The 26,879-nt window shown below is 71.4% G+C and carries 21 protein-coding genes and 2 pseudogenes; 7 read left to right on the top strand and 16 right to left on the bottom strand.

Annotation, left to right across the window (positions count from 1 at the left end; all coding sequences use genetic code 11):
• Window positions 1-25: 25 nt before the first annotated feature.
• Together ACIREI_RS12300 and ACIREI_RS12295 are read right to left on the bottom strand one after the other, a co-directional pair.
• Complete coding sequence (locus tag ACIREI_RS12300) at window positions 26-385, bottom strand: GNAT family N-acetyltransferase (protein ID WP_403331958.1); 360 nt, start codon at window positions 383-385, stop codon at window positions 26-28.
• Window positions 386-476: 91 nt separating this feature from the next.
• Window positions 477-887, bottom strand: coding sequence for a RidA family protein (locus ACIREI_RS12295; RefSeq protein ID WP_403330984.1), 411 nt, complete (start codon window positions 885-887; stop codon window positions 477-479).
• 106 nt (window positions 888-993) lie between these two features.
• Between ACIREI_RS12295 and ACIREI_RS12290 the strand changes: the two are divergent.
• Together ACIREI_RS12290 and ACIREI_RS12285 are read left to right on the top strand one after the other, a co-directional pair.
• Window positions 994-1,407 (top strand): annotated as a pseudogene (locus ACIREI_RS12290) (HNH endonuclease); the annotation flags it as partial.
• A gap of 102 nt (window positions 1,408-1,509) precedes the next feature.
• Window positions 1,510-2,031 (top strand): hypothetical protein, encoded by a 522-nt coding sequence (locus tag ACIREI_RS12285; RefSeq protein ID WP_403332013.1) that lies wholly within the window; start codon window positions 1,510-1,512, stop codon window positions 2,029-2,031.
• A 272-nt stretch (window positions 2,032-2,303) separates the two neighbouring features.
• Here ACIREI_RS12285 and pdxH read toward each other — a convergent pair whose 3' ends face one another.
• A complete protein-coding gene (gene pdxH / locus ACIREI_RS12280; RefSeq protein WP_403330981.1) occupies window positions 2,304-2,993 on the bottom strand; it encodes a pyridoxamine 5'-phosphate oxidase in 690 nt (229 codons plus the stop codon).
• Window positions 2,994-3,299: 306 nt separating this feature from the next.
• On the opposite strand from pdxH, the gene ACIREI_RS12275 reads away from it, so the two are divergent.
• The gene (locus ACIREI_RS12275; protein WP_301999798.1) at window positions 3,300-4,400 is read left to right on the top strand and encodes a citrate synthase 2; all 1,101 of its coding nucleotides are present in this window, start codon (window positions 3,300-3,302) and stop codon (window positions 4,398-4,400) included.
• Between the two features lie 290 nt (window positions 4,401-4,690).
• A complete protein-coding gene (locus tag ACIREI_RS12270; RefSeq protein WP_403331955.1) occupies window positions 4,691-5,974 on the top strand; it encodes a serine/threonine-protein kinase in 1,284 nt (427 codons plus the stop codon).
• Between the two features lie 37 nt (window positions 5,975-6,011).
• On the opposite strand, the gene ACIREI_RS12265 is transcribed toward ACIREI_RS12270, so the two are convergent.
• Genes ACIREI_RS12265 through ACIREI_RS12230 form a run of 8 tightly spaced genes read right to left on the bottom strand, consistent with a single transcriptional unit; the run spans window position 6,012 to window position 16,067 of the window.
• Window positions 6,012-6,635 carry a TetR/AcrR family transcriptional regulator gene (locus ACIREI_RS12265; RefSeq protein WP_403330978.1) on the bottom strand — a complete coding sequence of 208 codons (624 nt, stop codon included), beginning with the start codon at window positions 6,633-6,635 and terminating at the stop codon, window positions 6,012-6,014.
• Window positions 6,623-7,357 (bottom strand): enoyl-CoA hydratase family protein, encoded by a 735-nt coding sequence (locus ACIREI_RS12260; protein ID WP_403330975.1) that lies wholly within the window; start codon window positions 7,355-7,357, stop codon window positions 6,623-6,625. Before ACIREI_RS12260 ends, ACIREI_RS12265 begins: the two co-directional genes overlap by 13 nt.
• Entirely contained in the window at window positions 7,354-8,946 is a 1,593-nt protein-coding gene (locus tag ACIREI_RS12255) for a 4-coumarate--CoA ligase family protein (protein WP_403330971.1), read from the bottom strand. The genes ACIREI_RS12260 and ACIREI_RS12255 overlap by 4 nt, the downstream gene beginning before the upstream one ends.
• A gap of 37 nt (window positions 8,947-8,983) precedes the next feature.
• Window positions 8,984-10,135 carry an acyl-CoA dehydrogenase family protein gene (locus ACIREI_RS12250; RefSeq protein ID WP_403331952.1) on the bottom strand — a complete coding sequence of 384 codons (1,152 nt, stop codon included), beginning with the start codon at window positions 10,133-10,135 and terminating at the stop codon, window positions 8,984-8,986.
• A 5-nt stretch (window positions 10,136-10,140) separates the two neighbouring features.
• The gene (locus ACIREI_RS12245; protein WP_403330968.1) at window positions 10,141-11,985 is read right to left on the bottom strand and encodes a biotin carboxylase N-terminal domain-containing protein; all 1,845 of its coding nucleotides are present in this window, start codon (window positions 11,983-11,985) and stop codon (window positions 10,141-10,143) included.
• Between the two features lie 10 nt (window positions 11,986-11,995).
• Window positions 11,996-13,594, bottom strand: coding sequence for an acyl-CoA carboxylase subunit beta (locus tag ACIREI_RS12240; RefSeq protein ID WP_403330965.1), 1,599 nt, complete (start codon window positions 13,592-13,594; stop codon window positions 11,996-11,998).
• Entirely contained in the window at window positions 13,591-15,276 is a 1,686-nt protein-coding gene (locus ACIREI_RS12235; RefSeq protein WP_403330962.1) for an acyclic terpene utilization AtuA family protein, read from the bottom strand. Before ACIREI_RS12235 ends, ACIREI_RS12240 begins: the two co-directional genes overlap by 4 nt.
• Entirely contained in the window at window positions 15,273-16,067 is a 795-nt protein-coding gene (locus ACIREI_RS12230; protein ID WP_403330959.1) for a TIGR03084 family metal-binding protein, read from the bottom strand. Before ACIREI_RS12230 ends, ACIREI_RS12235 begins: the two co-directional genes overlap by 4 nt.
• Window positions 16,068-16,136: 69 nt before the next feature.
• Between ACIREI_RS12230 and ACIREI_RS12225 the strand changes: the two are divergent.
• Window positions 16,137-17,273: pseudogene (locus ACIREI_RS12225) on the top strand (cytochrome P450); the annotation flags it as partial.
• Window positions 17,274-17,346: 73 nt separating this feature from the next.
• Window positions 17,347-17,760, top strand: coding sequence for a cytochrome P450 (locus ACIREI_RS12220; protein WP_403330956.1), 414 nt, complete (start codon window positions 17,347-17,349; stop codon window positions 17,758-17,760).
• Window positions 17,761-17,869: 109 nt separating this feature from the next.
• Here ACIREI_RS12220 and ACIREI_RS12215 read toward each other — a convergent pair whose 3' ends face one another.
• From ACIREI_RS12215 to ACIREI_RS12195, 5 genes are all read right to left on the bottom strand, one after another.
• On the bottom strand, window positions 17,870-18,811 hold the full coding sequence (locus tag ACIREI_RS12215) for an EamA family transporter (protein ID WP_403330954.1): 942 nt from the start codon (window positions 18,809-18,811) through the stop codon (window positions 17,870-17,872).
• Window positions 18,812-18,931: 120 nt separating this feature from the next.
• On the bottom strand, window positions 18,932-20,938 hold the full coding sequence (locus tag ACIREI_RS12210; protein ID WP_403330951.1) for an ABC transporter ATP-binding protein: 2,007 nt from the start codon (window positions 20,936-20,938) through the stop codon (window positions 18,932-18,934).
• An 82-nt stretch (window positions 20,939-21,020) separates the two neighbouring features.
• Window positions 21,021-21,146, bottom strand: a complete 126-nt coding sequence (locus tag ACIREI_RS12205) for a hypothetical protein (protein WP_403330949.1) — start codon at window positions 21,144-21,146, stop codon at window positions 21,021-21,023.
• A 170-nt stretch (window positions 21,147-21,316) separates the two neighbouring features.
• Window positions 21,317-22,450: a lipid II:glycine glycyltransferase FemX gene (locus tag ACIREI_RS12200; protein WP_403330946.1), complete on the bottom strand. Its 1,134-nt coding sequence runs from the start codon at window positions 22,448-22,450 to the stop codon at window positions 21,317-21,319.
• Window positions 22,451-22,579: 129 nt separating this feature from the next.
• Window positions 22,580-25,471, bottom strand: coding sequence for an FAD-binding and (Fe-S)-binding domain-containing protein (locus ACIREI_RS12195; protein WP_403330943.1), 2,892 nt, complete (start codon window positions 25,469-25,471; stop codon window positions 22,580-22,582).
• A 182-nt stretch (window positions 25,472-25,653) separates the two neighbouring features.
• Between ACIREI_RS12195 and serC the strand changes: the two genes are divergently transcribed.
• Window positions 25,654-26,772 (top strand): phosphoserine transaminase, encoded by a 1,119-nt coding sequence (gene serC, locus ACIREI_RS12190; RefSeq protein ID WP_403330940.1) that lies wholly within the window; start codon window positions 25,654-25,656, stop codon window positions 26,770-26,772.
• The last annotated feature ends 107 nt before the right edge of the window (window positions 26,773-26,879 follow it).

Genomic DNA, 26,879 nt, shown 5'->3' with positions numbered 1-26,879 from the left:
CGTCGGTTCGCTCACTTGCAATCATCTAACTCGAACGTGACGCAGCACACACCGTGTTCCCCAAGATTGAAAGAATCGTTGTACGAACCGCTGCGGACCTACTCCAACCGCAGGTCCACCCACAGGTCCGTCTCACCGTCCGGCACAACCGATCGATCTCGACGAACCCACGCCCCTCCGCAAACCGCAGCCCATCCTCGTTGACCGCCAGCACACACGTCTCGATCACCTGGGCACCCAGCACGCGCGCGTGGGCGAGCCCGTCCTCGTACAACCGCGTGCCATACCCGCGCCGCCGGTACCCGGGCAGCACGCGCGCGATGACTGTCGCCACCGCGTCCTCGTGGGCTGTTCGACCGTGCGCCCGCCGGAGGGCGAGGCCCATGGCCGCGGGCGGAACGATCACATTGTGGACATGCCGCCACTCCTGAAGCATGGCCTCGCCGTCGACCGGCACGACACGAAGCCCGGGAACGTCACACACGGGCGCCGCTCCCCCGCCGGGCGTAGACCTCGATCTCGATCTTCATACGAGGGTCGGCGAGCCCGCACATCATCATCGTCGCCGCCGGCCGCACCTCCCCGAAGTACCGCCGCAGCACCGGCCAGCACGGCTCGAAGTCCGCCCGCTCCGGCAGCAGATACCGCACCCGCACCACATCGGCGAACGAACAGCCCGCCTCCTCCAACGCGGCCCCCACATTCCGCAGACACTGCTCGGCCTGCTCCACCACGTCCTCGGAAATGGTCATCGCCGCGTAGTCGAACCCGGTCGTCCCCGACACATGCACCCAGTCCCCGTCGACCACGGCACGCGCGTAGCCGATCTGCTCCTCGAAGAGGGAGCCGCTGAGTATCGCCTGGCGGACCGTCTGCTGCTCTGTCATGTACGGAACGCTAGGTGACGCGTATGCATTTAGCAGGTAGATCGACCACCCGTTCGGGAATTCGACTGATTCGCACGAATGGGCCACTTCTGAGAACTGCAACCAAGTGCGCGGATCTTGGCCGCTAGCGTCAGCTGCGTACACGCGAGAAGGGAGGTCACGCGCTCCCCGACCGCAAGGCCGTCGAGTGACCAGCCTCAGTCATCACGATCCATCCGGATCAGGGAGGTGCCCCGATGACTACGTTTCCTGCAGGCGAGCAGACCCACCAGGCTGTGCTTCCTCAGCAGCCTGCTCTGGAATCCGTGAGAGCAGACACCCCCGGGAGCAGGCACGAAACGGCTCACGGACACCCCGCCGCCACGCGGGCCACCGACAGGGAACATGGGCGAGGGGAGACCGACGGGCACGGCACCGGAACCCGTCGGCGTCACGCCAAGCGCGCCGCCACACGCCCCGCAGCCGAGGAGGCTCGAACCGTATCTCCAACCTCGTCCTCGCCTGCGCCCCCTGCAATCGGGCCAAGGGCAGCCAACCCGTCGAAATCTTCCTAGCCCACAGACCCGACCGCCTCGCGAAAATCCTTCAGCAGGTCAAGGCACCCCTCCGTGACGCCGCCGCCATGAACGCGACCCGTTGGCAGCTCATCGAGGCACTGGGCACCCTCCGCAGACCGGTGCACCCCTGGACAGCTGTAGGCACCAAGGAGAACCGCAACGCCATGGGGCTGACCAAGACGCATACCCTGGACGCTCTGTGCGTCGGACCTCTGCATCACGAGGGCGGCGACGCGATCGTACGGTTCCCCAAGCATGTCCTCGTCGCCAAGGCCACTGGACGCGGCTCCTACGCCCGCACCACCCCAGACCGCAACGGATTCCCGCGCCTCCGGCGCGCCCGTACCAAGCAGCACTTCGGATATGTCACCGGCGATCTTGTACGTGCGCTGATGCCCACCGGCAAGTGGGCGGGGAGATGGACCGGCCGCATCTCGGTTCGAGCCAGAGGACAGCACAGCCTCACAACGCCGATGGGCAGGTTCAATGTCTCCCACTGGAACCTGCAGCTTCTGCAACGGGGCGATGGCTACGGCTACAGCACGCGATCGGAATCGTCACAGTCAACATCTCGAAAAACCCGTTGATCCCTGACCGAGCGGTTCCTAATGTGTGACCCACGCACGAGAGGAGGTGATCCGGTACATGTATGAATCCCGGACGAGCGAGGTGGCTGCGGGCTAGCGGCTCGCCACCACACGCAGTGCGGTGCCGGACCAGCACGTGAGAGACGCGTGCAGTCGGCCCATTCCAACGCAGTCACCCGACCCGCGGGCCGCCGGTACGTCCGACCGGCTCCTCCAATGGAGGACCAGGCTCGCGGGTCGTCTGCTCTCGCGGGCCCCTACCGGCCCGCCGCTCACGGACTCAGCCGCTCCACCCGCCAGCTCCCGTCCTGCTCCGCCACATACCGCAGCCGATCGTGCAGCCGGTTCTCCCGCCCCTGCCAGAACTCCACCGCCTGCGCCGCCACCCGGAAGCCGCCCCAGTTCGGCGGCACCGGCACCTGCTCGCCCTCGGGATAGCGCGCGGCCAGCTCGGCGTACGAGGCGTCGAGGTCGGCGCGGGTGGCGATGAGCGAGGACTGGGCGCTGGCCCAGGCGCCGAGTTGGGAGCCGTGCGGGCGGGTGCGGAAGTAGGCGGCCGTCTCGTCGCGGCCGGTGCGTCGCGCCACGCCCGACACGATGACCTGCCGGGCCATCGAGTGCCAGGGGAAGAGGAGGGAGACGTACGGGTTCTCGGCGAGGTCGCGGGCCTTGCGGGAGTCGTAGTTGGTGTAGAAGACGAAACCCTGCTCGTCGAACTGCTTCAGCAGCACCGTGCGGGAGCTGGGCCGTCCCTCGGCGTCCGCGGTGGAGACGATCATCGCGTTCGGCTCGAAGAGGTGGGCCTCGGCCGCGGCCTGCTTGAACCAGCGGGCGAACTGTTCCACCGGGGTGGCGGCCAGGTCGGTCTCGGCGAGGCCCTCGGCCCGGTAATGCTTGCGCATGGCGGCGGGGTCGGGGACGGGTTCGGCGGGATCGAGGGGGACGGCGTCTCGGTCGGTCACGCGGTCATCTTGCCGTATGCGGCGGGCGGCGTCCGGGACGGTGTCGTTCCTCACCGCGTGGCACTGAGTGCCGCAAGGCCTCCCCAAAGGTGGCACTCGGGGATATCGTTCTGATGTCGTCGCGGTTGGATGACTGCCGGCCGCACGGGGCATCACAGGGATACGCGTACGCCGGACCGCGAGTCTGACGAGTGACCGTGGATCCACCGGGCGTACGTCCCGATCTCTGCAGACCGACATGTGGTCGTCCCACCCACAACACACCCGTCCAACCCATCCGTCGCACACATCACGAGGAGCCGCCTGATGTCCGACTTCGTACCCGGACTCGAGGGAGTCGTCGCGTTCGAGACGGAGATCGCCGAACCGGATAAGGAGGGCGGCGCTCTTCGGTACCGGGGCGTCGACATCGAGGATCTGGTCGGCCATGTCTCGTTCGGCAACGTCTGGGGGCTGCTCGTCGACGGCGCGTTCCGGCCCGGTCTGCCGCCCGCGGAGCCCTTCCCGATCCCCGTGCACTCCGGCGACATCCGCGTGGACGTCCAGTCCGCGCTGGCCATGCTGGCGCCCGTGTGGGGCCTCAAACCGCTTCTGGACATCGGCGAGGAGCAGGCCCGGGAGGACTTGGCGCGAGCCGCCGTCATGGCCCTGTCGTACGTCGCCCAGTCCGCGCGTGGTCAGGGCCTGCCGATGGTTCCGCAGCGCGAGATCGACAAGGCCCAGTCCGTCGTCGAGCGCTTCATGATCCGCTGGCGGGGCGAGCCCGATCCCAAGCACGTGGCCGCCGTCGACGCGTACTGGACGTCCGCCGCCGAGCACGGCATGAACGCGTCCACCTTCACGGCCCGCGTCATCGCCTCCACCGGCGCGGATGTGGCCGCGGCGCTCTCCGGTGCCGTAGGAGCCATGTCCGGTCCGCTGCACGGCGGCGCGCCCTCCCGTGTCCTGCACATGATCGAGGAGATCGAGCGCACCGGCGACGCCGAGGCGTATGTGAAGCGGACCCTCGACAAGGGCGAGCGCCTCATGGGCTTCGGCCACCGCGTCTACCGCGCCGAGGACCCCCGCGCCCGCGTCCTGCGCCGCACCGCCCGGGAGCTGGGCGCCCCCCGTTTCGAGGTCGCCGAGGCCCTGGAGAAGGCGGCCCTGGAAGAGCTGCACAATCGGCGCCCGGACCGGGTCCTGGCCACGAACGTCGAGTTCTGGGCCGCCATCATGCTGGACTTCGCGGAGGTTCCGGCGCACATGTTCACGTCGATGTTCACGTGCGCCCGTACGGCGGGCTGGTCGGCGCACATCCTGGAGCAGAAGCGCACCGGCCGTCTCGTGCGCCCCTCCGCGCGCTACATCGGCCCGGGCCCGCGCGACCCGCGCGATGTCGAGGGCTACGCGGACATCGCGCACTGATCCCGGGCGCTCCGGGACCCCTGACCCCTCCGACGAGCCGGTGTCACGTGGGGCGGACCAGCTCCGCGTGACACCGCTCGGCGACCGGCCCGTGCCGGCGAAGAGGCCATACGGAACGTGACTGATCCATTGCGCCAGTATGCTGGGTCGGCTGCGGCGCCCCCCACCATCACCCGCCCCCACGGGGCGAGTTACGGCCTGCGGCACTGAGACGTCCCACGGCATGAGGATGAGAACAGGTGCTGATAGCGGGCCGCTACCGGCTGAGCGAGTCGATCGGGCGCGGTGGGATGGGGGAGGTCTGGCGGGCGTACGACGAGACGCTCGCCCGCGCGGTGGCCGTCAAGCTCCTGCTGCCCCAGGACTCCGACCCCACCGCCACCTCCCGGTTCCGGCTGGAGGCGCAGACCGCGGCGCGGATCGACCATCCGAACGTGGTCGGCGTCCGGGACTTCGGCGAGCACGACAACCGGCTCTTCCTGGTGATGGAGCTGGTCGAGGGCGACAGCCTCGCCCGGGTCGTGTCGCAGTTCGGCGCGCTGCCCGCCGAGCGCGTGGCCCGTATCGCCGCCCAGGCCGCCGCGGGTCTGGCCGCCGCGCACCGGGAGGGCATCGTCCACCGGGACATCAAGCCCGGCAACCTGCTCCTGGACGCCGACGGCACCCTCAAGATCGGTGACTTCGGCATCGCCCGCTTTGTGGACGACCCCGGCGCCGCGCTGACCGCCACCGGGCAGATCGTCGGCACCAGCCTCTACCTCGCCCCCGAGCGGGCCCTGGGGAAGCCGGCGGGCCCGGCCTCCGACGTGTACGCGCTGGGCTGTGTGCTCTACCAGCTCCTCACCGGCCGCCCGCCGTTCCACGCGGACACCGCCGTCGCCATCCTGCACCAGCACCTCGACGCCGCCCCCGTACCGCCCCGCGAGCTGGGCGTCCCCGGCCTCCCGCCCGCTTTCGAGAACTATCTCCTCGGCCTGCTCGCCAAGGACCCCGAGCACCGGCCGGCGGCCCAGCAGGCCGCCGACTGGTTCGCCGGGGGCGCCTGGCGGGGCCGCCCCGAGCCGCTGCCCGACGCGGCCTCGCCGTCCCGGCGGCCGACTGCTCCCCCCGCGTCCCCGCCGGGGGCCCAGCAGGTGGGCGGGACCAGCAACCCGACGACTTACATGCTGCCCTCCGCCCAGGGGGCGGCATCGGCCGGTCGCTCCCGGCCCCGGGCCCGGTCCAGGTCCCGCGCCGGGACACGGCGCGTGATCGCCATGGCCGCCGGAGCGGTGCTCTTCGTGGCCGCGATGCTTCTGGGCATGCTGTGGTTCTCTCCGGACAACACCGCAGCGGAGGGCACGAAGTCCGAAACGCCGTCCGGCACGAGCCCCTCCGCGTCCGCATCTCCCGTGGGGTCGAGCCCGTCGCCGACCACCTCCCCGAGCCCGGTGGCGCAGACGAGCGCCGGTCAGGAAGGACAGGACGAGGCGCAGCGGGAACAGAAAACGCGCGATCAGGAGACGAGGGAGCCGAAGAAGCAGCGCGAGGCGCAACAGGACGACGACGGCGACGACAGCGGCGAGGACGACTGACGGTCGGGCTCCGGCCTCCGTGCCCGTGGGGAGGTGGTCAGCCCAACGCCTCCTCCAGCACCCCCGCCCACTGCGCCACCACCCTCTCCCGGCGCCCCGCGTCGTCCGTGAGCAGGTTCGCCAGGCCGAGGCCGCGGGCCATGTCGAGCAGGCCCTGGACCGTCTCGCGTACGCCGGGGCGGGACTCGTCCGCGCCGAGGAGGTCCACCGCGATGTGGTGGGTCTCGCGGCCCACGCGGGCCTCCAGTTCGGTGACCCTGGGGCGCAGTTGCTCCTCGTTCGAGGCGGCGACCCACAGGTGCAGGGCGGCGCGGAACAGCGGGCCCGTGTAGAGGTCGACGAGGGCGGACACGACCGCGCGCCGGTCGCCTGCGGCGCCTTGCGGGAACAGGGCGCGCAGGGCGAGGGAGCGTTCCTCGGCGACGTACTCGACCGCCGCGGTGAAGAGGTCCTCGCGGGTCGGGAAGTGGTGCTGGGCGGCGCCGCGGGAGACTCCGGCGCGTTCGGCGACGACGGAGACGGTGGAGCCCGCCCAGCCGTGCTCGGCGAGGCAGGCCACGGCGGCCTCCAGGAGCCGTTGCCGGGTGGCGCGGCTACGGTCCTGTTTGGGCACGCGGTCCGCTCGGTCCACGCGGTCGCCGACCGTGCTCACACCGCCCATTGCGGATCCCGTCGTTCGAGGAAGGCCGTCATTCCCTCGCGGGCCTGCGCGGAGGAGAACAGCCGGGCCGAGAGCGCGGTCAGGTCGGCCGCGTCCCGGTCGAAGGTCTCCAGCACCTTAGCCGTGAGCAGCTTCTTCGTCTCGGCGAGGGCTCGGGGGGCGGCCCTGCGCAGGCCGTCCAGGACGGGTTCGAGTACGGCGTCCACGTCCTCGCCCTCCGCCGTGAGCAGCCCGATGCGGGCCGCCTCGGGGGCGGTGAAGCGTTCGCCGGTGAGGTAGTAGCGGGCGAGGGCGCGGGGGTCGGTGCGCGGGAGGATCGGGAGGGAGATCACTGCCGGGGCCACCCCGATACGGATCTCCGTGAAGGCGAAGGTGGCCTCGCGCGACGCCGCCGCGATGTCGCAGGCCGTGAGCAGGCCGAGGCCGCCCGCGCGTACGTGGCCGGTGACGCGGGCGACGACCGGTTTGGGCAGTTCCACGATCTGCCGCAGCAGCGCCACCAGGTCGTCCGGGGGCGGCGGATCACGCAGGTCGGCGCCCGCGCAGAAGGTGTTGCCGGTGTGGGTGAGGACGACCGCGCGTACCTCGGCGTCCTTGGCGCAGTCCGTCAGCATGTCGGCGAGTTCGCGCACCAGGGCCGCCGAGAGGGCGTTGCGGTTGTCCGGGGAGTCGAGGGTGAGGGTCTCCACGGCACGCGCGCGTGTGCGGCCGATCAGCGTCATGTGCCCTCCTTGGACGTGCTGTCCTTGAGTGCCCGCAGTTCGCGGCGCAGGATCTTGCCGGAGGCGGCGCGCGGGACGCCGTCGATGAAGGTGACCTGGCGGACGCGCTTGTAGGGGGCGACGCGTTCGGCGACGTACATCATGACCTCTCCTTCGGAGAGGTCGGTGGCGGTCGGCTGGCGGACCACGTACGCGTGCGGGACTTCGTTGCCGTCGTCGTTGTAGACGCCGATCACCGCAGCGTCGGCGATGCCGGGGTGGGAGAGCAGGAGTGCCTCCAGTTCGGCGGGGGCCACCTGGAAGCCCTTGTACTTGATGAGTTCCTTGACACGGTCGACGACGAACAGCCAGCCGTCGGCGTCGACATGGCCGACGTCGCCGGTGTGCAGCCAGCCGTCGGGGTCGATCATGGCGGCGGTGGCGTCGGGGCGGCCGAGGTAGCCCTTCATGATCTGGGGGCCACGGATGAGGATCTCGCCGGACTCGCCGACGCCGAGGTCCTTGTCGGGGTCGTCGAGGGAGACGATGCGCATCTCGGTGCCGGCGATGAGCCTGCCCACGGTTCCGGCGGGCGCGTCGTGCATGGCGCCGAGGGGGACGACGTGGGTGCCGGGGGACAGTTCCGTCATGCCGTACGCCTGGCCGACCGGTGGCAGGCCCAGGCGCTGTGAGCAGGCGGCGGCGAGCTTGGCGTCCAGGGGCGCGGCGGCGCTGACGATGTACTTCAGGGACGACAGGTCGTACTGCGCGACCAGCGGGTGCTTGGCGAGGGCGAGGACGATCGGCGGGGCCACGTAGAGGCCGGTGATGCGGTGGTTCTGGATCGCCGCGAGGAAGGTCTCCAGGTCGAAGCGGGGCAGGACGACGACCGTGGCGCCCAGCCTCAGGGGCGCGTTCATCAGGGCTGTGAGGCCGTAGATGTGGAAGAAGGGCAGGACGGCGAGGATGCGGTCGCCGGGGCCGGTCGGCATGGCGGGTTCGAGCTGGGCGAGGTTGGTGGCGATCTGCCGGTGGGTGAGCATCACGCCCTTGGGTATGCCGGTGGTGCCCGACGAGTACGGCAGGGCCGCGACGTCCGTCACGGGGTCGATGTCGGGCTGCGGTTCGGGGGCCGCGGACGCCAGCATGTCGATGAGTGAGCGGTGGCCTGGTGCGCTGTCGCAGACGAAGATCTCCCGGACCCCGCCGGCGAGTTCGGCGGCCCGGCGTGCCGCCTGGAGCAGCGGCGAGACGGTGACGATCCAGCGGGCCGCCGAGTCCTTCAGCTGCTTGGCGAACTCCTCGGGCGTGGCGAGCGGGTGCACGGTCGTGACGCAGGCACCCGCGCGCGTGGCCGCGTAGAAGGCGGTCGGGAAGGCGACGGTGTTGGGGCTGTGCAGGGCGAGGACGTCTCCCTTGCGGACGCCCGCCTCGGCGAGGGCGGCGGCGACGCGCCGGTGGAAGCGGTCGAGCTGTTCGTAGGTGAGGGTGGTGCCGTCCGTGCCGTCGATGAGCGCGGGCGCGTCGCCGAATGCGGCGGCCCGGCCCAGTACGGCCTCGTGGATGGGGAGTTCTACGGCCGGGACGTCTGCGTACTCGCTGCGGAACACGGTTCCTCCTCGCGACACGGCGCCGGACGGGTGCCGGTCAGTACGACTTGGGCAGGCCAAGGGTCTGGTGGGAGACGTAGTTGAGAATCATCTCCCGGCTCACCGGAGCAATACGAGACACGCGCGCGGCGGTTATCAACGAGGCGAGTCCGAATTCGCGGGTGAGGCCGTTTCCGCCGAGGGTGTGCACGGCCTGGTCGACCGCCTTCACGCAGGCCTCCCCGGCCGCGTACTTCGCCATGTTGGCGGCCTCGCCGGCGCCCACGTCGTCTCCGCTGTCGTACAGGTGCGCCGCCTTCTGCATCATCAGGCGGGCCAGTTCGAGGTCGATGTGCGCCTGGGCGAGGGGGTGGGCGATGGCCTGGTGGGCGCCGATGGGGGCGTTCCACACGGTCCGCTCGCGCGCGTACCCGACGGCACGGGCGAGGGCGTACCGGCCCATGCCGATCGCGAAGGCGGCCGTCATGATGCGTTCGGGGTTGAGGCCGGCGAAGAGCTGGAGGAGGCCTGCGTCCTCGTCGCCGACGAGGGCGTCGGCGGGGAGGCGTACGTCGTCGAGGGTGAGCTCGAACTGCTTCTCCGGGGCGTTCAGTTCCATGTCGATCTTGCGCCGGGAGAATCCTTCGGCGTCGCGGGGGACGATGAACAGGCAGGGCTTGAGGCGGCCCGTCCGGGCGTCTTCGGTGCGGCCGACTATGAGGGTCGCGTCCGCGGTGTCGACGCCGGAGACGAAGACTTTGCGGCCGTTGAGGAGCCAGTCGGCGCCGTCGCGGCGGGCCGTGGTGGAGATGCGGTGGCTGTTGGAGCCGGCGTCGGGTTCGGTGATGCCGAAGGCCATCGTGCGGGTGCCGTCCGCCAGGGCGGGGAGCCACTGGCGTTTCTGGGCTTCCGTGCCGAAGCGGGCGATCACGGTGCCGCAGATCGCCGGGGAGACGATCATCATGAGGAGGGGGCAGCCTGTTGCGCCCAGTTCTTCGAGAACGATGGAGAGTTCCGCGATGCCTCCGCCTCCGCCTCCGTACTCCTCGGGGAGGTTGACGCCCAGGTAGCCGAGTTTCGCGGCTTCGGACCAGAGTTCCCCGGGGTGGTGGCCCTCGCTGACGATCCTGGTGACGTAGTCGCGTCCATACCGCTTGCCGAGCTGGGCGACGGCGGCACGCAGGGCTTTGTGCTCGTCCGTTTCGATCATGGCGCTCACTGGTCCTCCTCCACGACGGCCAGCAGTGCGCCGACCTCGACCTGCTGACCTGGCACGGCATGCAAGGCGCTCAGCGTCCCCGTGACCGGCGCCGAGATCTTGTGCTGCATCTTCATCGCCTCCAGCCACAGCAGGGGCTCTCCGGCCCGTACGGCGGCTCCTGGGGTCAAGCCCTCGGCGACCCGTACGACGGTCCCCGGCATCGGCGCGAGCAGGGAGCCCGGGGCGTGCTGAGCCGTCGGGTCCGGGAAGCGGGGCAGCGCGGTGAGGCGGGTCGCGTCGACGTGTATCTCGTCGCCGTACCTCGCGACCTCGAACTTCCTTCGTACGCTGTCCACTTCGAGTACGACGAGACGCGCGTCCGCGTGTACGACCCGGACGCCGTCGGCCTCCAGGCCCTCCCGCGTGTGCCGGTAGCGGACCTCGATCTCCTCGCCCGCCCGCGCGTAGCGCTTGACCTGCGGCTGGGACGGTACGTTGCGCCAGCCGCCGAAGCGGGAGCGGCCGTGGGCGTCGGCGAGGGCGGCGGCCAGGGGGGCGTGCGGGTCCGGGGCCGGCTCGGTCAGGTCGGTGAGGTGACGGTCGTAGAAGCCGGTGTCCATCCGGGCGGACGTGAACTCCTCGTGGCGCAGGGAGCGGACGAGGAGGTCGCGGTTGGTGACCGGGCCGTGGAGCGTCGCCCGTTCCAGGGCGCCCGCGAGCTTGCGGACGGCGCCCGCGCGCGTGGGGGCGTGCGCGACGAGCTTGGCGAGCATGGGGTCGTAGTGGACGCCGATCTCGTCGCCGTCGGTGAAGCCGGTGTCCAGGCGTATGCCCTCGGGTACGGCGAGACGGTGCAGGGTGCCGGTCTGGGGGGCCCAGTCGTGGGCCGGGTCCTCGGCGTAGAGGCGGGCCTCGATGGCGTGGCCACGCGCGTGTGGGGGCTCGGTTTCGAGGGCGTGGCCCTCGGCCACCTGGATCTGGAGAGCGACCAGGTCGATGCCGTGCACGGCTTCGGTCACGGGGTGTTCGACCTGGAGCCGGGTGTTCATCTCCAGGAAGTGGGGTTCGCCCCCGGCGACCAGGAACTCGACCGTGCCGGCGCCCACGTAGTCCACGGCGCGCGCGGCGCGTACGGACAGCGCGCACAGCTCCTGTGCGAGCTCCGCGGACAGTCCGGGCGCCGGGGCTTCCTCGATGACCTTCTGGTGGCGGCGCTGCAGGGAGCAGTCGCGGGTGCCGAGGGCCCAGACCGTGCCGTGCGTGTCGGCGAGGATCTGCACCTCGACGTGGCGGCCGTTCTCGACGTACGGCTCGACGAACACCTCGCCGTCGCCGAAGGCGCTCGCGGCCTCGGTGCGCGCGCTCTCCAGGGCGGCGCCCAGCTCCTCCAGGCGGCGCACGACACGCATGCCGCGCCCGCCGCCGCCCGCGGCCGCCTTCACCAGCACGGGCAGGTCGGCCTCGGTCACCTCGCCCAGGGGTGCCAGCCCCATCAGCTGCTTGGCGCGCGTCTTGGACGCCATCGCCTCGATGGCGTCCGGGGGCGGGCCGATCCAGACGAGTCCCGCGTCGAGGACGGCGCGTGCGAAGCCGGCGTTCTCGGAGAGGAAGCCGTAGCCCGGGTGGACGGCGTCCGCGCCGGACGCGACGGCCGCCTTCACGAGCAGGTCGGCGTCCAGGTAGGTGTCGGCGGGCGCCGCTCCCGGCAGCCGTACCGCCGTGTCGGCCACGCGCGCGTGGAGGGCGTTCGCGTCGGCGTCCGAGTGCACGGCGACCGTCCGGATCCCCAACTCACCACAGGTGCGGAAGATGCGGCAGGCGATCTCGCCCCGGTTCGCCACGAGCACAGAAGTGATCACCAGTGACCCCTCACATCCGGAAGACGCCGAAGCCACCGCGCGCACCCTCGTACGGCGCGGTGTGGATGGCGGACAGGCACATACCGAGGACGGTTCGGGTGTCGCGCGGATCTATGACGCCGTCGTCGTACAGCCGCCCGGACAGGAACATGGGCAGTGACTCCGACTCGATCTGCTGCTCCACCATCGCGCGCAGCGCGGCATCGGCCTCCTCGTCGTACGGCTGTCCCTTCGCGGCCGCCGACTGCCGGGCGACGATCGAGAGCACGCCGGCGAGTTGCTGGGGGCCCATGACGGCCGACTTGGCGCTGGGCCAGGCGAACAGGAAGCGGGGGTCGTAGGCGCGGCCGCACATGCCGTAGTGGCCGGCGCCGTAGGACGCGCCCATGAGGACGGACAGGTGGGGCACGCGGCTGTTGCTGACCGCGTTGATCATCATGGCGCCGTGCTTGATGATGCCGCCCTGCTCGTACTGGCTGCCGACCATGTAGCCGGTGGTGTTGTGCAGGAAGAGGAGGGGGATGTCCCGCTGGTTCGCCAGCTGGATGAACTGGGCCGCCTTCTGGGACTCCTCGCTGAACAGGACCCCTTGGGCGTTCGCCAGCACGCCGATCGGGTAGCCGTGCAGGGCCGCCCAGCCGGTCGTGAGGCTCGTGCCGTACATCGGCTTGAACTCGTCGAAGTCGGAGGCGTCCACGATCCGGGCGATGACCTCGCGCGGGTCGAAGGGGGTCTTCAGGTCGCCGGGGACGATGCCGAGGAGTTCGTCGGCGGGGTACTTGGGGGGTTCGGCGGGGCCCGGATCGCCGTATGCCTTGCGGTGGTTGAGGCGGGCGACCACGCGGCGTGCCTGGCGCAGGGCGTCCGGTTCGTCCACCGCGAAGTAGTCCGCGAGACCCGACACGCGCGCGTGCATCTCCGCGCCGCCGAGCGACTCGTCGTCGCTCTCCTCGCCGGTGGCCATCTTGACCAGGGGCGGGCCGCCGAGGAACACCTTGGCGCGCTCCTTGACCATGATCACGTGGTCGGACATGCCGGGGACGTAGGCGCCGCCGGCCGTGGAGTTGCCGAAGACGACGGCGACGGTGGGGATCCCGGCCGCCGACAGCCGCGTCAGGTCGCGGAAGATGGCGCCGCCGGGGATGAAGATCTCCTTCTGGGACGGGAGGTCGGCGCCGCCCGACTCGACGAGGTTGACGACGGGCAGCCGGTTGGCGAGGGCGATGTCGTTCGCGCGCAGGGCCTTCTTCAGCGACCAGGGGTTGCTCGCGCCGCCGCGCACGGTCGGGTCGTTGGCGGTGATCAGGCACTCCACGCCCGCGACGACCCCGATGCCGGTGACGAGGGACGCGCCGACGGTGTAGTCGCTGCCCCAGCCGGCCAGCGGGGACAGCTCCAGGAAGGGCGTGTCGGGGTCGAGGAGCAGCTCGATGCGCTCGCGGGCGAGGAGCTTGCCGCGCTTTCGGTGCCGTTCGACGTACTTCTCCCCGCCGCCCGCGAGGGCCTTGGCGTGCTCGGCGTCGAGTTCGGCGAGCTTGGCGAGCATGGCGTCGCGGTTGGCCCGGTGGTCGGGGCCGGTGGTGTCCAGGGTGGAGGGCAGGACGGTCACAGCAGGGCCTCCGGGATGTCCAGGTGGCGGGAGCGCAGCCATTCACCGAGCGCCTTGGCCTGCGGGTCGAAACGGTGCTGCGCGGCGACGCCCTCGCCGAGGATGCCTTCGACGACGAAGTTGAGGGCGCGCAGGTGGGGCAGGACGTGCCGGGTGACGTCCAGCTCGCGGCTCTCGGGGATCAGCTGCTGGAATCTGCCGACCGTCAGCTCGTGCGCGAGCCAGCGCCAGGACTCGTCCGTGCGCGCCCACACACCGACGTTGGCGTTCCCGCCCTTGTCCCCGCTGCGGGCTCCGGCGACGAGGCCGAGGGGGGCGCGTTTGGTGGGTCCGGCCGGGAGGGGCTCCGGAAGCGGCGGCTCTGGAAGGTCGTCGAGTACGGCGGTGTCGTGGGCCGGGGGCACAGTGATCCGGCGTCCGTCGTGGAGGACGGCCACATGGTCTACGGCGCCATGGGGGACGTACACACCCTCGAAGACCCCATAGGGCGTGCCTTTTCCGGGTGGGGCGAGCACATGGAAGCCGGGGTAGCTGGCGAGCGCCAGTTCCACCGCCGCCTCGCTCAGCGCCCGTCCGACGTTCTCCTGGACGGGGTCCTTCACGACCAGTCTGAGCAGCGCGCTCGCGGTCTCCTCGGTCGAGGCGTCGGGCCGGTCGGTGCGGACCAGGTCCCAACGCACCTCGGCGGGCCCGGACTTGGCGAAGGCATCGCTCATCTGCCGCCGCACGAGAGCCGCCTTGGACTCGATCTCCAGCCCGGTCAGGACGAAGACGACCTCGCTCCGGAAGCCGCCGAGGCGGTTCACACCGACCTTGAGGGCCGGAGGCGGGGCCTCGCCCCGTACGCCGTCGATCCGCACCCGGTCGGGGCCGTCCTGGGTGAGCCGTACGGTGTCCAGGCGGGCGGTGACATCCGGTCCCGCGTATCGGGCACCCGCCGTCTCGTACAGCAGCTGGGCCGTCACCGTGCCGACGTCGACCAGGCCGCCGGTGCCGGGGTGCTTGGTGATGACGCAGGTGCCGTCCTCGTGGAGCTCGGCGAGCGGGAAGCCGGGGCGGAGGGCGGCCTCGTCGAAGAACGCGTAGTTGCCGCCGGTCGCCTGCGCCCCGCACTCCAGCACATGTCCGGCGACGACAGCGCCCGCGAGCCGGTCGTACTCCCCCGGCCCCCACCCGAAGTGTGCGGCGGCGGGCCCCGTGACCAGGGCTGCGTCGGTCACCCGGCCGGTCACCACCACGTCGGCGCCCTCGCGCAGACAGGCCGCGATGCCGAAACCGCCGAGGTAGGCATGGGCGGCGAGGCTGTCCGGATACCGGGCCTTGAGGTCGTCGCCCTCCACATGGGCGACGCGTACGGGGATGCCGAGCCGGTCCGCCAGCTTCCGTACGGCGTCGGCGAGTCCGGCCGGGTTGAGCCCACCGGCGTTGGTGACGACACGGACCCCCCGCTCGTGCGCGAGCCCGAGGCACTCCTCCAGTTGCCGCAGGAAGGTACGGGCGTATCCGGCGCCGGGGTCCTTCAGCCGGTCCCGGCCGAGGATCAGCATGGTCAGCTCGGCGAGGTAGTCACCGGTGAGGACGTCGAGTCCGCCACCGGTGAGCATCTCGCGCATGGCGTCGAAGCGGTCGCCGTAGAAGCCGGAGGCGTTGCCGATCCGCAGCGGACGGGGCGCTGCTGTCACCGTGCGGCCCCCTTCGGCGCGCGGCCCTTGCCGGGTGGGCCCGCGAAGACCTGGGCGATGTCGAACCAGCGGTCGGCGTCCGGGCCCTCGGCGCGCAGGGCGAGGTCACCGCGGTGGGCCCGCTGGGTGACCAGCAGGCAGAAGTCGAGGGCGGGGCCGGTCACGCGCTGCGGGGCGTCTTCGGGGCCGTAGGTCCACAACTCGCCCGAGGGCGAGACCAGTTCGATCCGGAAGGCGTCGAGCGGCGCGGGGAGTCCGTGCACGCCGAAGGCGAAGTCCCGGGTCCGCACCCCGATCCACACCACATGCCTGAGCCGGTCGGTAGGTGTGCGCACCACACCTAGTGCGTCGGCGACATCCAGACCATGGGCCCAGGTCTCCATAAGCCGGGCCGTGGCCATGGAGGCGGCGGACATGGGTGGGCCGTACCAGGGGAAGCGGACTCCGTGTGGGGCCTCGCGCAGGGCCGCATCGAGGGCGAGGCGCCCTTCCCGCCACCGCGCCAGCAGTTCGGCGGGCGGGAGGCCGGCCCCCTGCTCCGCCCCCTCGTCGACGAACGACCTCGGTGTCACCAGCGCCTTCTCCACCAGCGCGTGGAAGGCCTCCACGTCGGTCACCGCCAGCAGCGCCGAGTGGTCCGTCCAGGCGAGGTGTGCGATCTGGTGGGCGACGCTCCAGCCGGGGGCGGGAGTCGCGAGCGCCCACTGCTCGGGGCTCAACTCGGCGACGAGCCGGTCGAGTTCCTCGCTCTCCTCGCGCAGATCGTCGAACACGGGCGTCGGATCGGACACGGTGCGCTCCCCTCGGGGCACGGCGGTGTGCGGGGTGGTGCGGCGTGGTCGTGCGGCGTGGTGAGGAGCATGGCAGCGCGGACGAAAACAAGCAAGCGTGCTTGCATTAATTGGCGGGGCGGCGGCGTGGCCGGAGCGGTTTGGGCCGCGTACCGCGTGTCGAGGTGCGAAGGCGCGCGGGCCGACACCGCCAACCGGGCGATGCGCGCATGTGGGCGCGAAGTGCCTCGTCTTCACTCCTGCGTGACCCACTGTCACGCGTATGCCTCAAGTGCCCCCGCAAGCGCTTGCTTGAGCCGCCTACCCGTGGGGATGGTCGCGATCAATGATCCGCTACAGCACTGCGAGAGGTCCTCGGTGATCAAGACCGGCACCACGCCCGCCGCTCCTGGAGCGCTCCCCCTCATCGGCCACGCGGGCCGACTGGCCCGCGACCGGTTGGGCTTCCTCGAAGACCTGCGCTCACTGGGGCCGGTCGTGCTGATCCGGCTGGGGCGCACCCCGGTCCACGTGGTCAGCGCTCCCGAACTCGTCCAGCGGATGCTGGTGGCCGGCAACGGAGTGGAGTTCGACAAGGGCGGCCCGTTCTTCGACCAGGCCGCCCGGCTGGTGGGCGACGGTCTGTCCACGTCGCTCGCCGGGCCGCACCGCCCGATGCGCGCCTTGCTGCGGCCGGTCTTCGCCCGTCAGCAACTGCCCCACCACACCGAGCGGTTCCGCGACTGCGCCCTGAAGGTGTCCTCGACCTGGCAGTCCGGTCAGGTCATCGACGCGTATACGGAGATGAAGCGTTTCGCGGTCACCGTCCTGGCCCGGACCCTCTTCCTCGCCCCCGAGGACCGGCAGGCCGTCGAGGCCGTCCAGCGCAATGTGCCGCTGATGCTCTCCGCCCTGACGACCCACATGATGGTGCCGGGCAGCAACCGGCTGCCGACCCTGGAGAACCTGCGCTACGTACGGGCCACCCGGACCACCCGGGAGGCGGTCGGCGCGATGATCCGGCGGCGTATGAGCGACCACACCGACCACCACGACCTGATGTCGGCACTGGTACCCCCCGACAAGCCGGTGGCCCACACCGAACAGGAGGTGTTCGACCAGGTCCTCACGTTCTTCATCGGCGGCACGGAGACCATGGCGGGGCTGCTGTCCTGGACCATGCACCTGCTGACGCGCCACCCGAGCGAGTACGAGCGGCTGGAGGCCGAACTGTCCGAGGTGCTGGGCGACCGCCCCGTCACCCACCAGGATCTGCCCCGGCTGACCCATTATGAAGCGGGTGATCAACGAGTCGCTGCGGCTGCACCCTCCCGTATGGCTGCTCAGCCGCGCCGCCCTCGTCGACACCGAACTGGGCGGTCACCCTCTGCCTGCCGGCGCGGGTGTGCTGTTCAGCCCCTACGCCCTCCACCGGGACCCCGAGGTGTTCACCGAGCCCGAGCGGTTCGATCCCGACCGTTGGCTCGACGAACGGGTCGGGCGCCGCCAGCGGGAGGCGTTCATGCCCTTCGGCGCGGGCGCCCGCAGATGCATCGGCGACGCGTTCGGGCTCGCCGAGGCACAGATCGCGCTCGCGGTGCTGCTTCGCCGGTGGCGGGTACGGGCGGTGCCCGGCGGCAAAGTCGAGCCGCAGCTGCGTATGACCATGCGGCCACAGGGGGTGCGACTGGTCCTCGAGCGGCGCGCGGACTGAGCCGGGCCGGAGGGGCCGCCCACCGGAAGCCGGTCGGCCCTCAGCCCTCGCCGGTCTGCGGCCCCAAGCCCCGAACTGCGGCCCTCAGCCCTCGCCCGGGCTGCGGCCCTCAGCTCTCTCCGGGCTGCAGGACGGCCTTTGTCTTCCCCCGCCCCACCTGTGTCCGCACCGCGCCCATGCTCGCGGCGATGACCAGGGCGATCGCCAGAGCCTGTACGGCGGACAGGGCCTGGTCGAGGATCAGGAAGCCTGCGGCGGCGGCGAGGGCCGGCTCGAGGCTCATCAGGACGGCGAAGGTCGCCGCGGGCAGGCGGCGCAGGGCGAGGAGTTCCAGGGTGTAGGGGAGGACCGAGGAGAGGAGGGCCACGGCGGCGCCCAGGCCGAGGGTCACGGGGTCGGTGAGCTTCATGCCCGATTCGGCGATGCCCAGGGGGAGGAAGAGCACGGCGCCCACCGCCATCGCGAGGGCCAGCCCGTCGGCCTGCGGGAAGCGCCGCCCCGTACGGGCACTGAAGATGATGTAGGCCGCCCACATGGCGCCGGCCCCCAGGGCAAAAGCGACACCTATGGGGTCGAGGCTGCCGAAGTCTCCGCCGCCGAGGAGGAAGACGCCTGCCAGTGCGAGTCCGGCCCACAGGACGTTGACCGCGCGCCGCGAGGACAGGACGGACAGGGCGAGCGGGCCGAGCACCTCGAGGGTGACCGCGGGGCCCAGCGGGATGCGGGCGACCGACTGGTAGAAGAGGCCGTTCATCGCCGCCATGGTGATGCCGAAGACGACCACCGTGCCCCAGTCGGTGCGGGAGTGGCCGCGCAGCCGGGGCCGGCAGACCAGCATCAGGACGAGGGCGGCCGCGAGGAGGCGCAGGGTGACGACACCGAGCGCGCCCGCCCTCGGCATCAGGGTCACGGCCAGCGCGCCGCCGAACTGCACGGAGACACCGCCGGCGAGGACCAGGCCGACGGGCCCGAGGGAGCCGCGCCGAGAGCCGGCCGCCGCGGGAGCGACCGGTCCGGAGGTGGAGCGGGCGGTGGAGCTGGGCGTCGTCACGGGGCTTCCAGGGAGCAGCTCGGGGTTCGTCCAACGTGATGGACTGTCCGGTCCAGGGTAGTGGACTTAGACAGGGGTGTGAACCGATTATGCAGCTGTCCCACATGGCGGACGCCGGGCTCAGTGGCCGCGTCGGCGCACCTCGTCCCGGAAGAGGGGCCGGCCTCCTTCGAGGTAGGCGGCGGGGTGGCTCCAGGCCGCCCCCGCGTGACTCCCGGCCGCCGGCTGATCGGCGAACAACGGCAGTCGCAGCTCCCCCGTGTCCATCACCGCACTGTTCTGCGAGCGGTGCAGTCGCGCGTACGCCCCGTCCCAGGCCAGCAGTTCCTCGTGCCGTCCCACCTCCACGATCCGGCCGCGGTCGACGACGAGGATGCGGTCGGCGTCGGGAGCGAGGTTGAGGTCGTGGGTGATCATGATGGTCGTACGGCCCGCCATCAGGCGCCTGAGGGGCTTCACCACCCGGCGGGCGGCCAGGGCGTCGAGTCCGGTCGTCGGCTCGTCCAGGACCAGGACCGGTGAGTCGCGCAGGATCGCGCGGGCGATGGCGAGCCGCTGGAGCTGGCCGCCGGACAGGCGGGCCGAGTTGGGGTCGACCTTGGTGTCGTAACCCTCGGGGAGCCGCATGATGAACTCGTGCGCGTCGGCCGCCCGCGCCGCCTCCTCCAGGGCGTGGTCGCTGGCGCCCGGCCGGCCGCAGGCGATGTTGGCGCGCACGGTGTCGTGCAGGACGAGCGTCTCCTGGGGCAGGAGGGTGACGTACTCGCGCAGACGGGCGAGCGGGAAGTCGCGCAAGGGGACGCCGTCCAGGAGGACGGCGCCCTCGTCGGGGTCGTAGAAGCGGAGCAGCATCTTCGACACCGTGGACTTGCCGGCGCCGCTGGGTCCGGTGATGATCACGAGCTCGCCGGGGTGGACCGCGAAGGAGAGCCCCTGGAGGGCCGGCTGGTCGGCCTCGGGGTAGCGGAAGCTGACGTTCCTGACCTCGACGGTGCCGTCGGGGCGGCCGGTGTCCGTGGCGCGCCGGGGGTCGGCGACCGCGGGCCGCACGTCCAGGATCTCGATCAGCCGCTCGGCGCCCGCGGTGGCCGCGGTGACGGTGAGGCCGAGTTGGGCGAGGCCGCGGACGGGCGGATACAGGTAGCCGAGGAACGCGGCGAAGGCGAGGAGCCGGCCGAGGGTCATGCGGCCGGTGGAGATCTCCCAGGCGCCGATCCCGATCACGGCGAGGACGCAGACCGTCTCGATGACGGTGACGAGCTGCTCGTACGCCTCGTTCAGGCGGGTGGAGCGGACGGAGGCGCGGAACCAGGCGTTCGCCTCCTCGTTCAGCCGCCGGCGTTCGGCGTCCCGGCGGCCGTAGGCCTGCGTGAGCACGATGTTGCCGAGGGACTCCTCGACGACGGAGGTGATCGCGCCGTCGGCGACACGGCCGTCGCGGGCGACGTCCTTGATGGAGCCGGAGAACCGTCTGGCGGCCAGCCAGAACAGCGGGGCCAGCACGAAGGTGGCGGTGGCGAGGTCCCAGCGCAGCCAGAACGCGGCGGCCGCGTAGAAGACGGCGCTGAAGGCGGCGGAGGCCGCCCCGACGAGCCCCGACACGACCATGGTCTCGATCGCCTCGACGTCACTGGTCAGGCGGGACAACAGGTCGCCCTGGCGGTGGCGTTGGAAGAAGTGCGGCGGCAACTTCTGCACGTGGTCGAAGACATGCTCGCGCAGCCGCATCACGAAGCGTTCAGTGGTCCATGCGGCAAGGGAGTTGCCGGCGTAGGCCACGACCGCGCCGACCGCCGCGACGGCAAGCCACTTCACGGCCGGTTCCCAGAACGCGGCCAGTGAGCCCTGCCGCAGGGCGTGGTCGGTCAGGTCGCCGAACAGGAGGATGGCCTCGGTCTCGGCGAGCGCGGCGAGCACCGTGCACAGCCAGACGACAGCCAGCCAACGGCGCAGGCCCCGGGTCAGCGGCCAGAAACGGCGGAAGGCGACACGGGCGGGAATGGTGGGGGTTTCGTGTTCGTGTTCGTCATCGCGTTCGTCGTTTCGTTCGTCGTTTCGTTCGTCGTCGTATTCGCGTTCGCGTTCATCGGATTCCGTGTACTCGTCGGTTTCCTCGGTCACGCTCATGGCACCACTCCACCCCTTCCCCGAATTACATGGAAAAGGGGCCGACGGTACGCCGTCGGCCCCTTTTTGTTTCAGTGCCGGATCAGCAGTCCCGGCCGCCGGGGATCGGCTTCGGGAGCGGCTTGCGCTTCGGCTTCGGCTTCGGCGGGGGAGGAAGCTGCTTCGACTTGGGCTTGGGGGGCAGCGGGGCAAGCTTCTTGAAGCTCATTCCGACTCCTTGGGAGGGGGGGTGCACTATTCCTGAATTCGCCGAATTCCGCGTCCGGAACCCGGTGTCGAAGAACTTACACGGCCCCCACCAAGAGAAGCGCCACGAAAGGCAAAGGGGCGCTGTGAATAGCCTTGGTAAGACTGAGAGTTGGATAGGTAAGACGACGCCTACCGGCGGGACATGTAGAGGTCGAGGGCCTTGTGCAGCAGCCGGTTGAGCGGGAAGTCCCACTCCCCGAGGTACTCGACGGCCTCCCCGCCGGCGCCCACCTTGAACCGCAGCAGGCCGAGGAGGTGGTTGGACTCCTCCAGGGTGTCGGTGATGCCACGGAAGTCGTAGACGGCGGCGCCGAGTTCATGAGCGTCGCACATCATGCGCCACTGCATGGCGTTGTTCGGCTGGACCTCGCGCTTGCGGCCGGTGGAGGCGCCGTAGGAGTACCAGACGTGGTCGCCTACGGTGATCATGGTGGCGGCGGCGAGGGTGTCGCCGTCGTGGTGGGCGAGGTAGAGCCGCATGCGGTCGGGGTGTTCGGCGGTCAGCGCGGTCCACATGCGCTGGAAGTAGGGCAGGGGGCGCGGGATGAAACGGTCCCGCTCGGCGGTCTCGGCGTAGAGGTCGTAGAAGGCGGGCAGGTCCTCGTAGCCGCCCCGCACGACCTTCACGCCGGCCTTCTCGGCCTTCTTGATGTTGCGCCGCCACTGCTGGTTGAGGCCGCGCTGGATGTCTTCCAACGACCGTCCGGCGAAGGGGACTTGGCAGACATACCGCGGCTGCCCCGCGGCGAAGCCCTCCTCGCCGCCGGGCTCGGCCTGCCGCCAGCCGGACCGCCGCAGCCGCTCGGCGATGTCGGACGCGGCCCGCTCCGAGGACGTCGGCTCCGCGTCCCGCAGTCGCCTGGCCGCCGGATCGGCGATGGCCGCCTTCACCGCCTCCGGGCTCCAGCGGCGGGCGACGACGGGCGGGCCCATCTTCACGGAGAAGGCGCCCTTGCCCCTGAGGTACGCGAGCATCGGCGCCAGCCACCGCTCGGCGAGGTCGGGGGCGTGCCAGTCGATCAGCGGCCCCTCGGGCAGATACGCCAGGTACTTCCTCAGCTTCGGCAACGGGCGGTACAGCACGAGCCCCGCCCCGACCGTCCGCCCCTCCGCGTCGAACCAGCCCACGCTCTCCGCGGTCCAGTCCGGCTTCACATCGCCCCAGGAGGGGAGCTGCATATGGCTGGCGGAAGGGCGGGCCGCGACGAAGGCGAGGTGCTGGTCACGGGTGAGGGGCTGGAGGCGGAGGGGCGGCTGGGACACGGGCGGGGCTCCTTGTATGTGGCCGGGTGAGGCCAGCCTACGAAGCCACCTTCTGTCTGAAGTGGACCGAGATGTGCCGGTTCCGGTGCCTCACCCCGGTGGCCGTGCGGGAGGCACGCGGTAAGGACGTCAGGGACGCGCCAGCCCTTCCGCCAGCACCTCCGCGAGATGCCGCCCCCTCACCCCCGCCAGCTGCTCCAGCTGCGTCCGGCAGGAGAACCCGTCCGCCAGCACCACAGCCCCCTCCCCCGCTCCCCGCACCGCCGGCAGCAACTGCTCCTCCGCGCATGCCACCGACACCTCGAAGTGCCCCCGCTCGAAACCGAAGTTGCCCGCGAGACCGCAACACCCGCCGCTCAGCTCCCCGGTGAGCCCCGCGGCCTCCCGCAGTGCGCGGTCGGCCGTGTCCCCCAGTACCGCGTGCTGATGGCAGTGGGTCTGACCGACCACCGGCCGGTCCACGCGGGGCGGCCTCCAGTCGGGCGCCAGGCGCTGCAGTGTCTCCGCGAAGGTCAGGACGCGGTCGGCCAGGAGGCGGGCGCGCGGGTCGTCGTGCAGCAGCTCCGGCAGGTCCGCGCGGAGGGCCGCCGCGCAGCTCGGCTCCAGGACGGCCACCGGGGCGGCCGTCTCCAGCACCGGCTCCATGAGATCGAGGGTGCGCCGCAGCACCGCACGGGCGCGGTCCAGCTGCCCCGTCGAGATGTACGTCAACCCGCAGCAGACCCGCCCCCGGCCCCGCAGGAGGGACACCGGGTCCAGCGGCACCGTCGTACCGTCGCCCTCCGGCGGCCTCTTCAGCCGCACCGTCGGCGGCAGCGCCACCCGCAGCCCGGCCGCCTCCAGCACCCGTACGGCCGCCTGCCCCACGGACGGTGAGAGGTGCTCGGTGAACGTGTCCGGCCACAGGATGACCAGATCGCCGCCGCCCCCACTCCCCCCACTGTCCCCTCCGACGGCCGCCTCCTCGCGCCGCCGCTCCCACCACCCGCTGAACGTCCGCGTCGCCAGCCGCGGAATGTCCCGCTCCGGCGCGATCCCGCCGAGCCGTTTCGCCGCCCGCGCCAACGGCCGTACGGCGGCCAGGGCATTGGCCAGGGACGCCGTACGCGTGCGTGTCACCGCGCGCAGCCACTGGGGCAGTCGCCCCATGCTGTAGTGCGCGGCCGGGCGCCGGCGGTCCTCGTAGTGGTGGTGCAGGAACTCCGCCTTGTACGTGGCCATGTCGACCTCGACCGGGCAGTCGGACCGGCACCCCTTGCAGGACAGACACAGGTCCAGCGCGTCCCGCACTTCCGTCGAGCGCCATCCGTCGGTCACCAGCTCCCCGGCCAGCATCTCGTGCAGCAGCCGGGCACGCCCGCGCGTGGAGTGCTCCTCCTCGCCGGTCGCGCGGAACGACGGACACATGACGGCGGAGCCCGCCACCGACGTCGTACGGCACTTGGCGACCCCGACGCACCGCCGTACGGCCGCCGAGAAGTCGCCGCCGTCGGCCGGGTAGCCGAAGGCGACGTCCACCGGCTCGCGGGGCAGGACGGAGAAGCGGAGGTTCGAGTCGAGGGGGGCCGGGCGCACCAGCATCCCCGGGTTGAGCAGGTCGTCGGGGTCCCAGACGCCCTTGGCCCGCTCGAACAGCTCCACCATCTCCGTGCCGTACATCTTCGGCAGCAGCTCGGCGCGCGCCTGCCCGTCCCCGTGCTCCCCGGACAGCGAACCGCCGTGCGCGACGACGACCTCGGCGAGTTCCTCCGAGAACCGCCGGAAGCGGCCGATGCCCGCCTCGGTCATCAGGTCGAAGTCGATGCGGACGTGGATGCAGCCGTCGCCGAAATGCCCGTACGGCGTGCCGCGCAGCCCGTGGGCGGTCAACAGCGCGCGGAAGTCCCGCAGGTAGGCCCCCAGCCGCTGCGGCGGCACCGCGCAGTCCTCCCAGCCGGGCCAGGCCTCGCTGCCGTCCGGCATCCGCGTCGCCGTCCCGCTCGCGTCCTCCCGGATGCGCCACAGCGCCCGCTGCCCGGCCGGATCGGTCACGACCAGCGCGTCGACGACGTCGGCCGCCCGCACGACCGCCTCCGCACGCGCGCGTGCCTCACCCTCGGACTCCCCGCCCGTCTCGACGAACAGCCAGGCGCCGCCCGCCGGCAGCGAGGTCGACGAGGGCACCAGGTCGGCCGCCATGCCCTCCACCGTCAACGGCCCGTACGGCAGCAGCCCGGCGGCCGCCTCCGCCGCCGCGCTCTCGTCGGCGTACGCCAGCACGGCGAGCGCACGCGCGCGTGGCGCTTCCACCAGCCGTACGACCGCCTCGGTGAGGATCCCGAGAGTGCCCTCGCTGCCGCAGAAGGAACGGGCGACATCGGCGCCCTTCTCGGGCAGCAGGGCGTCGAGCGCGTATCCGGAGATGCGGCGGGGCAGTTCGGGGAAGCCGGTGCGCAGCCGCGCCAGGTCCCCCTCCACCAGGTCCCGCAGCCCCTGCGGCGCACCGGCCCACTCCCGCCCGAGCCGCGACCGCTCCCCCCGCGCGGTGATCACGTCCAGCTCCCGCACGCTGTCGGCGGTCGTCCCCCATGCCACCGAGTGCGAGCCGCACGAGTTGTTGCCGATCATTCCGCCGAGCGTGCACCGGCTGTGGGTGGACGGGTCGGGGCCGAAGCGCAGCCCGTGCGGGGCCGCGGCGTCCTGGAGACGGTCGAGGACGAGACCGGGCTGGACGACGGCGGTGCGGGTCTGCGGGTCCAGGGACACGATCCGGTTCATGTGCCGGGTGAAATCCAGCACGATGCCGGTGCCGGTGGCCTGTCCCGCGATCGAGGTACCTCCGCCACGGGCCACGACCGGCACCATGTGGTCCCGGCACACCTCCAGTACGGCTGCGACGTCCTCGGCATCATGTGGTGCGACCACACCGAGTGGGACACGCCGGTAGTTGGAGGCGTCCATGGTGGTGAGCGCCCGGGAGGTGACGTCGAAGCCCACCTCACCCCGGACGACGGTACGCAGCGCAGCTTCGAGATCCGTCATCCCTCCAGCAAACCAGCCGACGTCCGCCCTTCCAGCCCGTCCGGCGTTTGAGGACGAGGCCCCTCAAGGGCCGAAGCGGGGGTCTGGGGGCGGCAGCCCCCAGGTCCGACGCCCGCCGAAACGCCGTCTCACCCGACGGACGAGGTTTCACCCAGGTTTCCCGAAACAGCTACGCTCCCCCCGTGGCTGAGATCCAGATTCCCGCTGACATCAAGCCCGCCGACGGACGTTTCGGCGCGGGCCCCTCCAAGGTGCGGACGGAAGCGCTGGACGCGCTGGCCGCCACCGGAACCTCCCTCCTCGGTACCTCCCACCGCCAGGCCCCGGTCAAGAACCTGGTCGGCCAGGTGCGCGAGGGCATCAGCGAGCTGTTCCAGCTCCCCGAGGGCTACGAGGTCGTCCTCGGCAACGGCGGCTCGACGGCCTTCTGGGACATCGCGACGCACGGTCTGATCGAGAACAAGTCGCAGCACCTCACGTTCGGTGAGTTCAGCTCGAAGTTCGCCAAGGCCGCCAAGCTCGCCCCGTGGCTCGCCGACCCGGACGTCATCTCCACCGACCCGGGCACGCACCCCGAGCCGGTCGCCCAGGCGGGCGTCGACGTCTACGCCTTCACGCACAACGAGACCTCCACCGGCGTCGCCATGCCGATCAAGCGCGTGGCCGGTGCCGACGAAGGCGCCCTGGTCCTGGTCGACGCCACCTCCGGCGCCGGCGGCCTGCCCGTCGACGTCTCCGAGACCGACGTGTACTACTTCGCCCCGCAGAAGTCCTTCGCCTCCGACGGCGGCCTGTGGATCGGCGTCTTCTCCCCGGCCGCGATCGAGCGCGCCGAGCGCGTCCACGCGTCCGGCCGCCACATCCCGGAGTTCTTCTCGCTGCCCACGGCGATCGACAACTCCCGCAAGAACCAGACGTACAACACCCCGGCCCTCGCCACCCTGTTCCTGCTGAACCAGCAGCTGGAGTGGATCAACGGCCAGGGCGGTCTCGCGTGGTCGGCGGCCCGTACGAAGGACTCCTCGACCCGTCTGTACAGCTGGGCGGAGGAGTCCAAGCACGCGACCCCGTTCGTCACCGACCCGGCCAAGCGGTCCCAGGTCATCGGCACGATCGACTTCACGGACGAGATCGACGCCGCCGCCGTCGCCAAGGTCCTGCGCGCCAACGGCATCGTCGACACCGAGCCCTACCGCAAGCTCGGCCGCAACCAGCTGCGCGTCGCGATGTTCCCGGCGATCGACCCGGCGGACGTCGAGGCGCTGACGAAGTGCGTCGACTACGTGATCGAGAGGCTCTGACCTCGACGGTCATACGCCGCTCCGGCCGCCGTCGGGCCCGAAGTCCCTTCCCGTGCCGCCCCGGAGCCGAGCAGTTCGCCGCGCAGGTACTCGGCGAGCGTGTCAGG

It is taken from the genome of Streptomyces sp. NPDC093591, assembly GCF_044764885.1.
GTDB lineage: Bacteria > Actinomycetota > Actinomycetes > Streptomycetales > Streptomycetaceae > Streptomyces.
This window is presented reverse-complemented; position numbering and strand designations above follow the sequence as displayed.

Bases quoted from the DNA above. Each gene is read 5' to 3' on its own strand.
- ACIREI_RS12300 (WP_403331958.1), bottom strand. From the start codon at position 385: ATGGGCCTCGCCCTCCGGCGGGCGCACGGTCGAACAGCCCACGAGGAC.
- ACIREI_RS12295 (WP_403330984.1), bottom strand. From the start codon at position 887: ATGACAGAGCAGCAGACGGTCCGCCAGGCGATACTCAGCGGCTCCCTC.
- ACIREI_RS12285 (WP_403332013.1), top strand. From the start codon at position 1,510: ATGAACGCGACCCGTTGGCAGCTCATCGAGGCACTGGGCACCCTCCGC.
- ACIREI_RS12260 (WP_403330975.1), bottom strand. From the start codon at position 7,357: ATGACGCTGATCGGCCGCACACGCGCGCGTGCCGTGGAGACCCTCACC.
- ACIREI_RS12275 (WP_301999798.1), top strand. From the start codon at position 3,300: ATGTCCGACTTCGTACCCGGACTCGAGGGAGTCGTCGCGTTCGAGACG.
- ACIREI_RS12270 (WP_403331955.1), top strand. From the start codon at position 4,691: ATGGGGGAGGTCTGGCGGGCGTACGACGAGACGCTCGCCCGCGCGGTG.
- ACIREI_RS12210 (WP_403330951.1), bottom strand. From the start codon at position 20,938: ATGAGCGTGACCGAGGAAACCGACGAGTACACGGAATCCGATGAACGC.
- ACIREI_RS12250 (WP_403331952.1), bottom strand. From the start codon at position 10,135: ATGATCGAAACGGACGAGCACAAAGCCCTGCGTGCCGCCGTCGCCCAG.
- ACIREI_RS12265 (WP_403330978.1), bottom strand. From the start codon at position 6,635: ATGGGCGGTGTGAGCACGGTCGGCGACCGCGTGGACCGAGCGGACCGC.
- ACIREI_RS12195 (WP_403330943.1), bottom strand. From the start codon at position 25,471: ATGACGGATCTCGAAGCTGCGCTGCGTACCGTCGTCCGGGGTGAGGTG.
- ACIREI_RS12205 (WP_403330949.1), bottom strand. From the start codon at position 21,146: ATGAGCTTCAAGAAGCTTGCCCCGCTGCCCCCCAAGCCCAAGTCGAAG.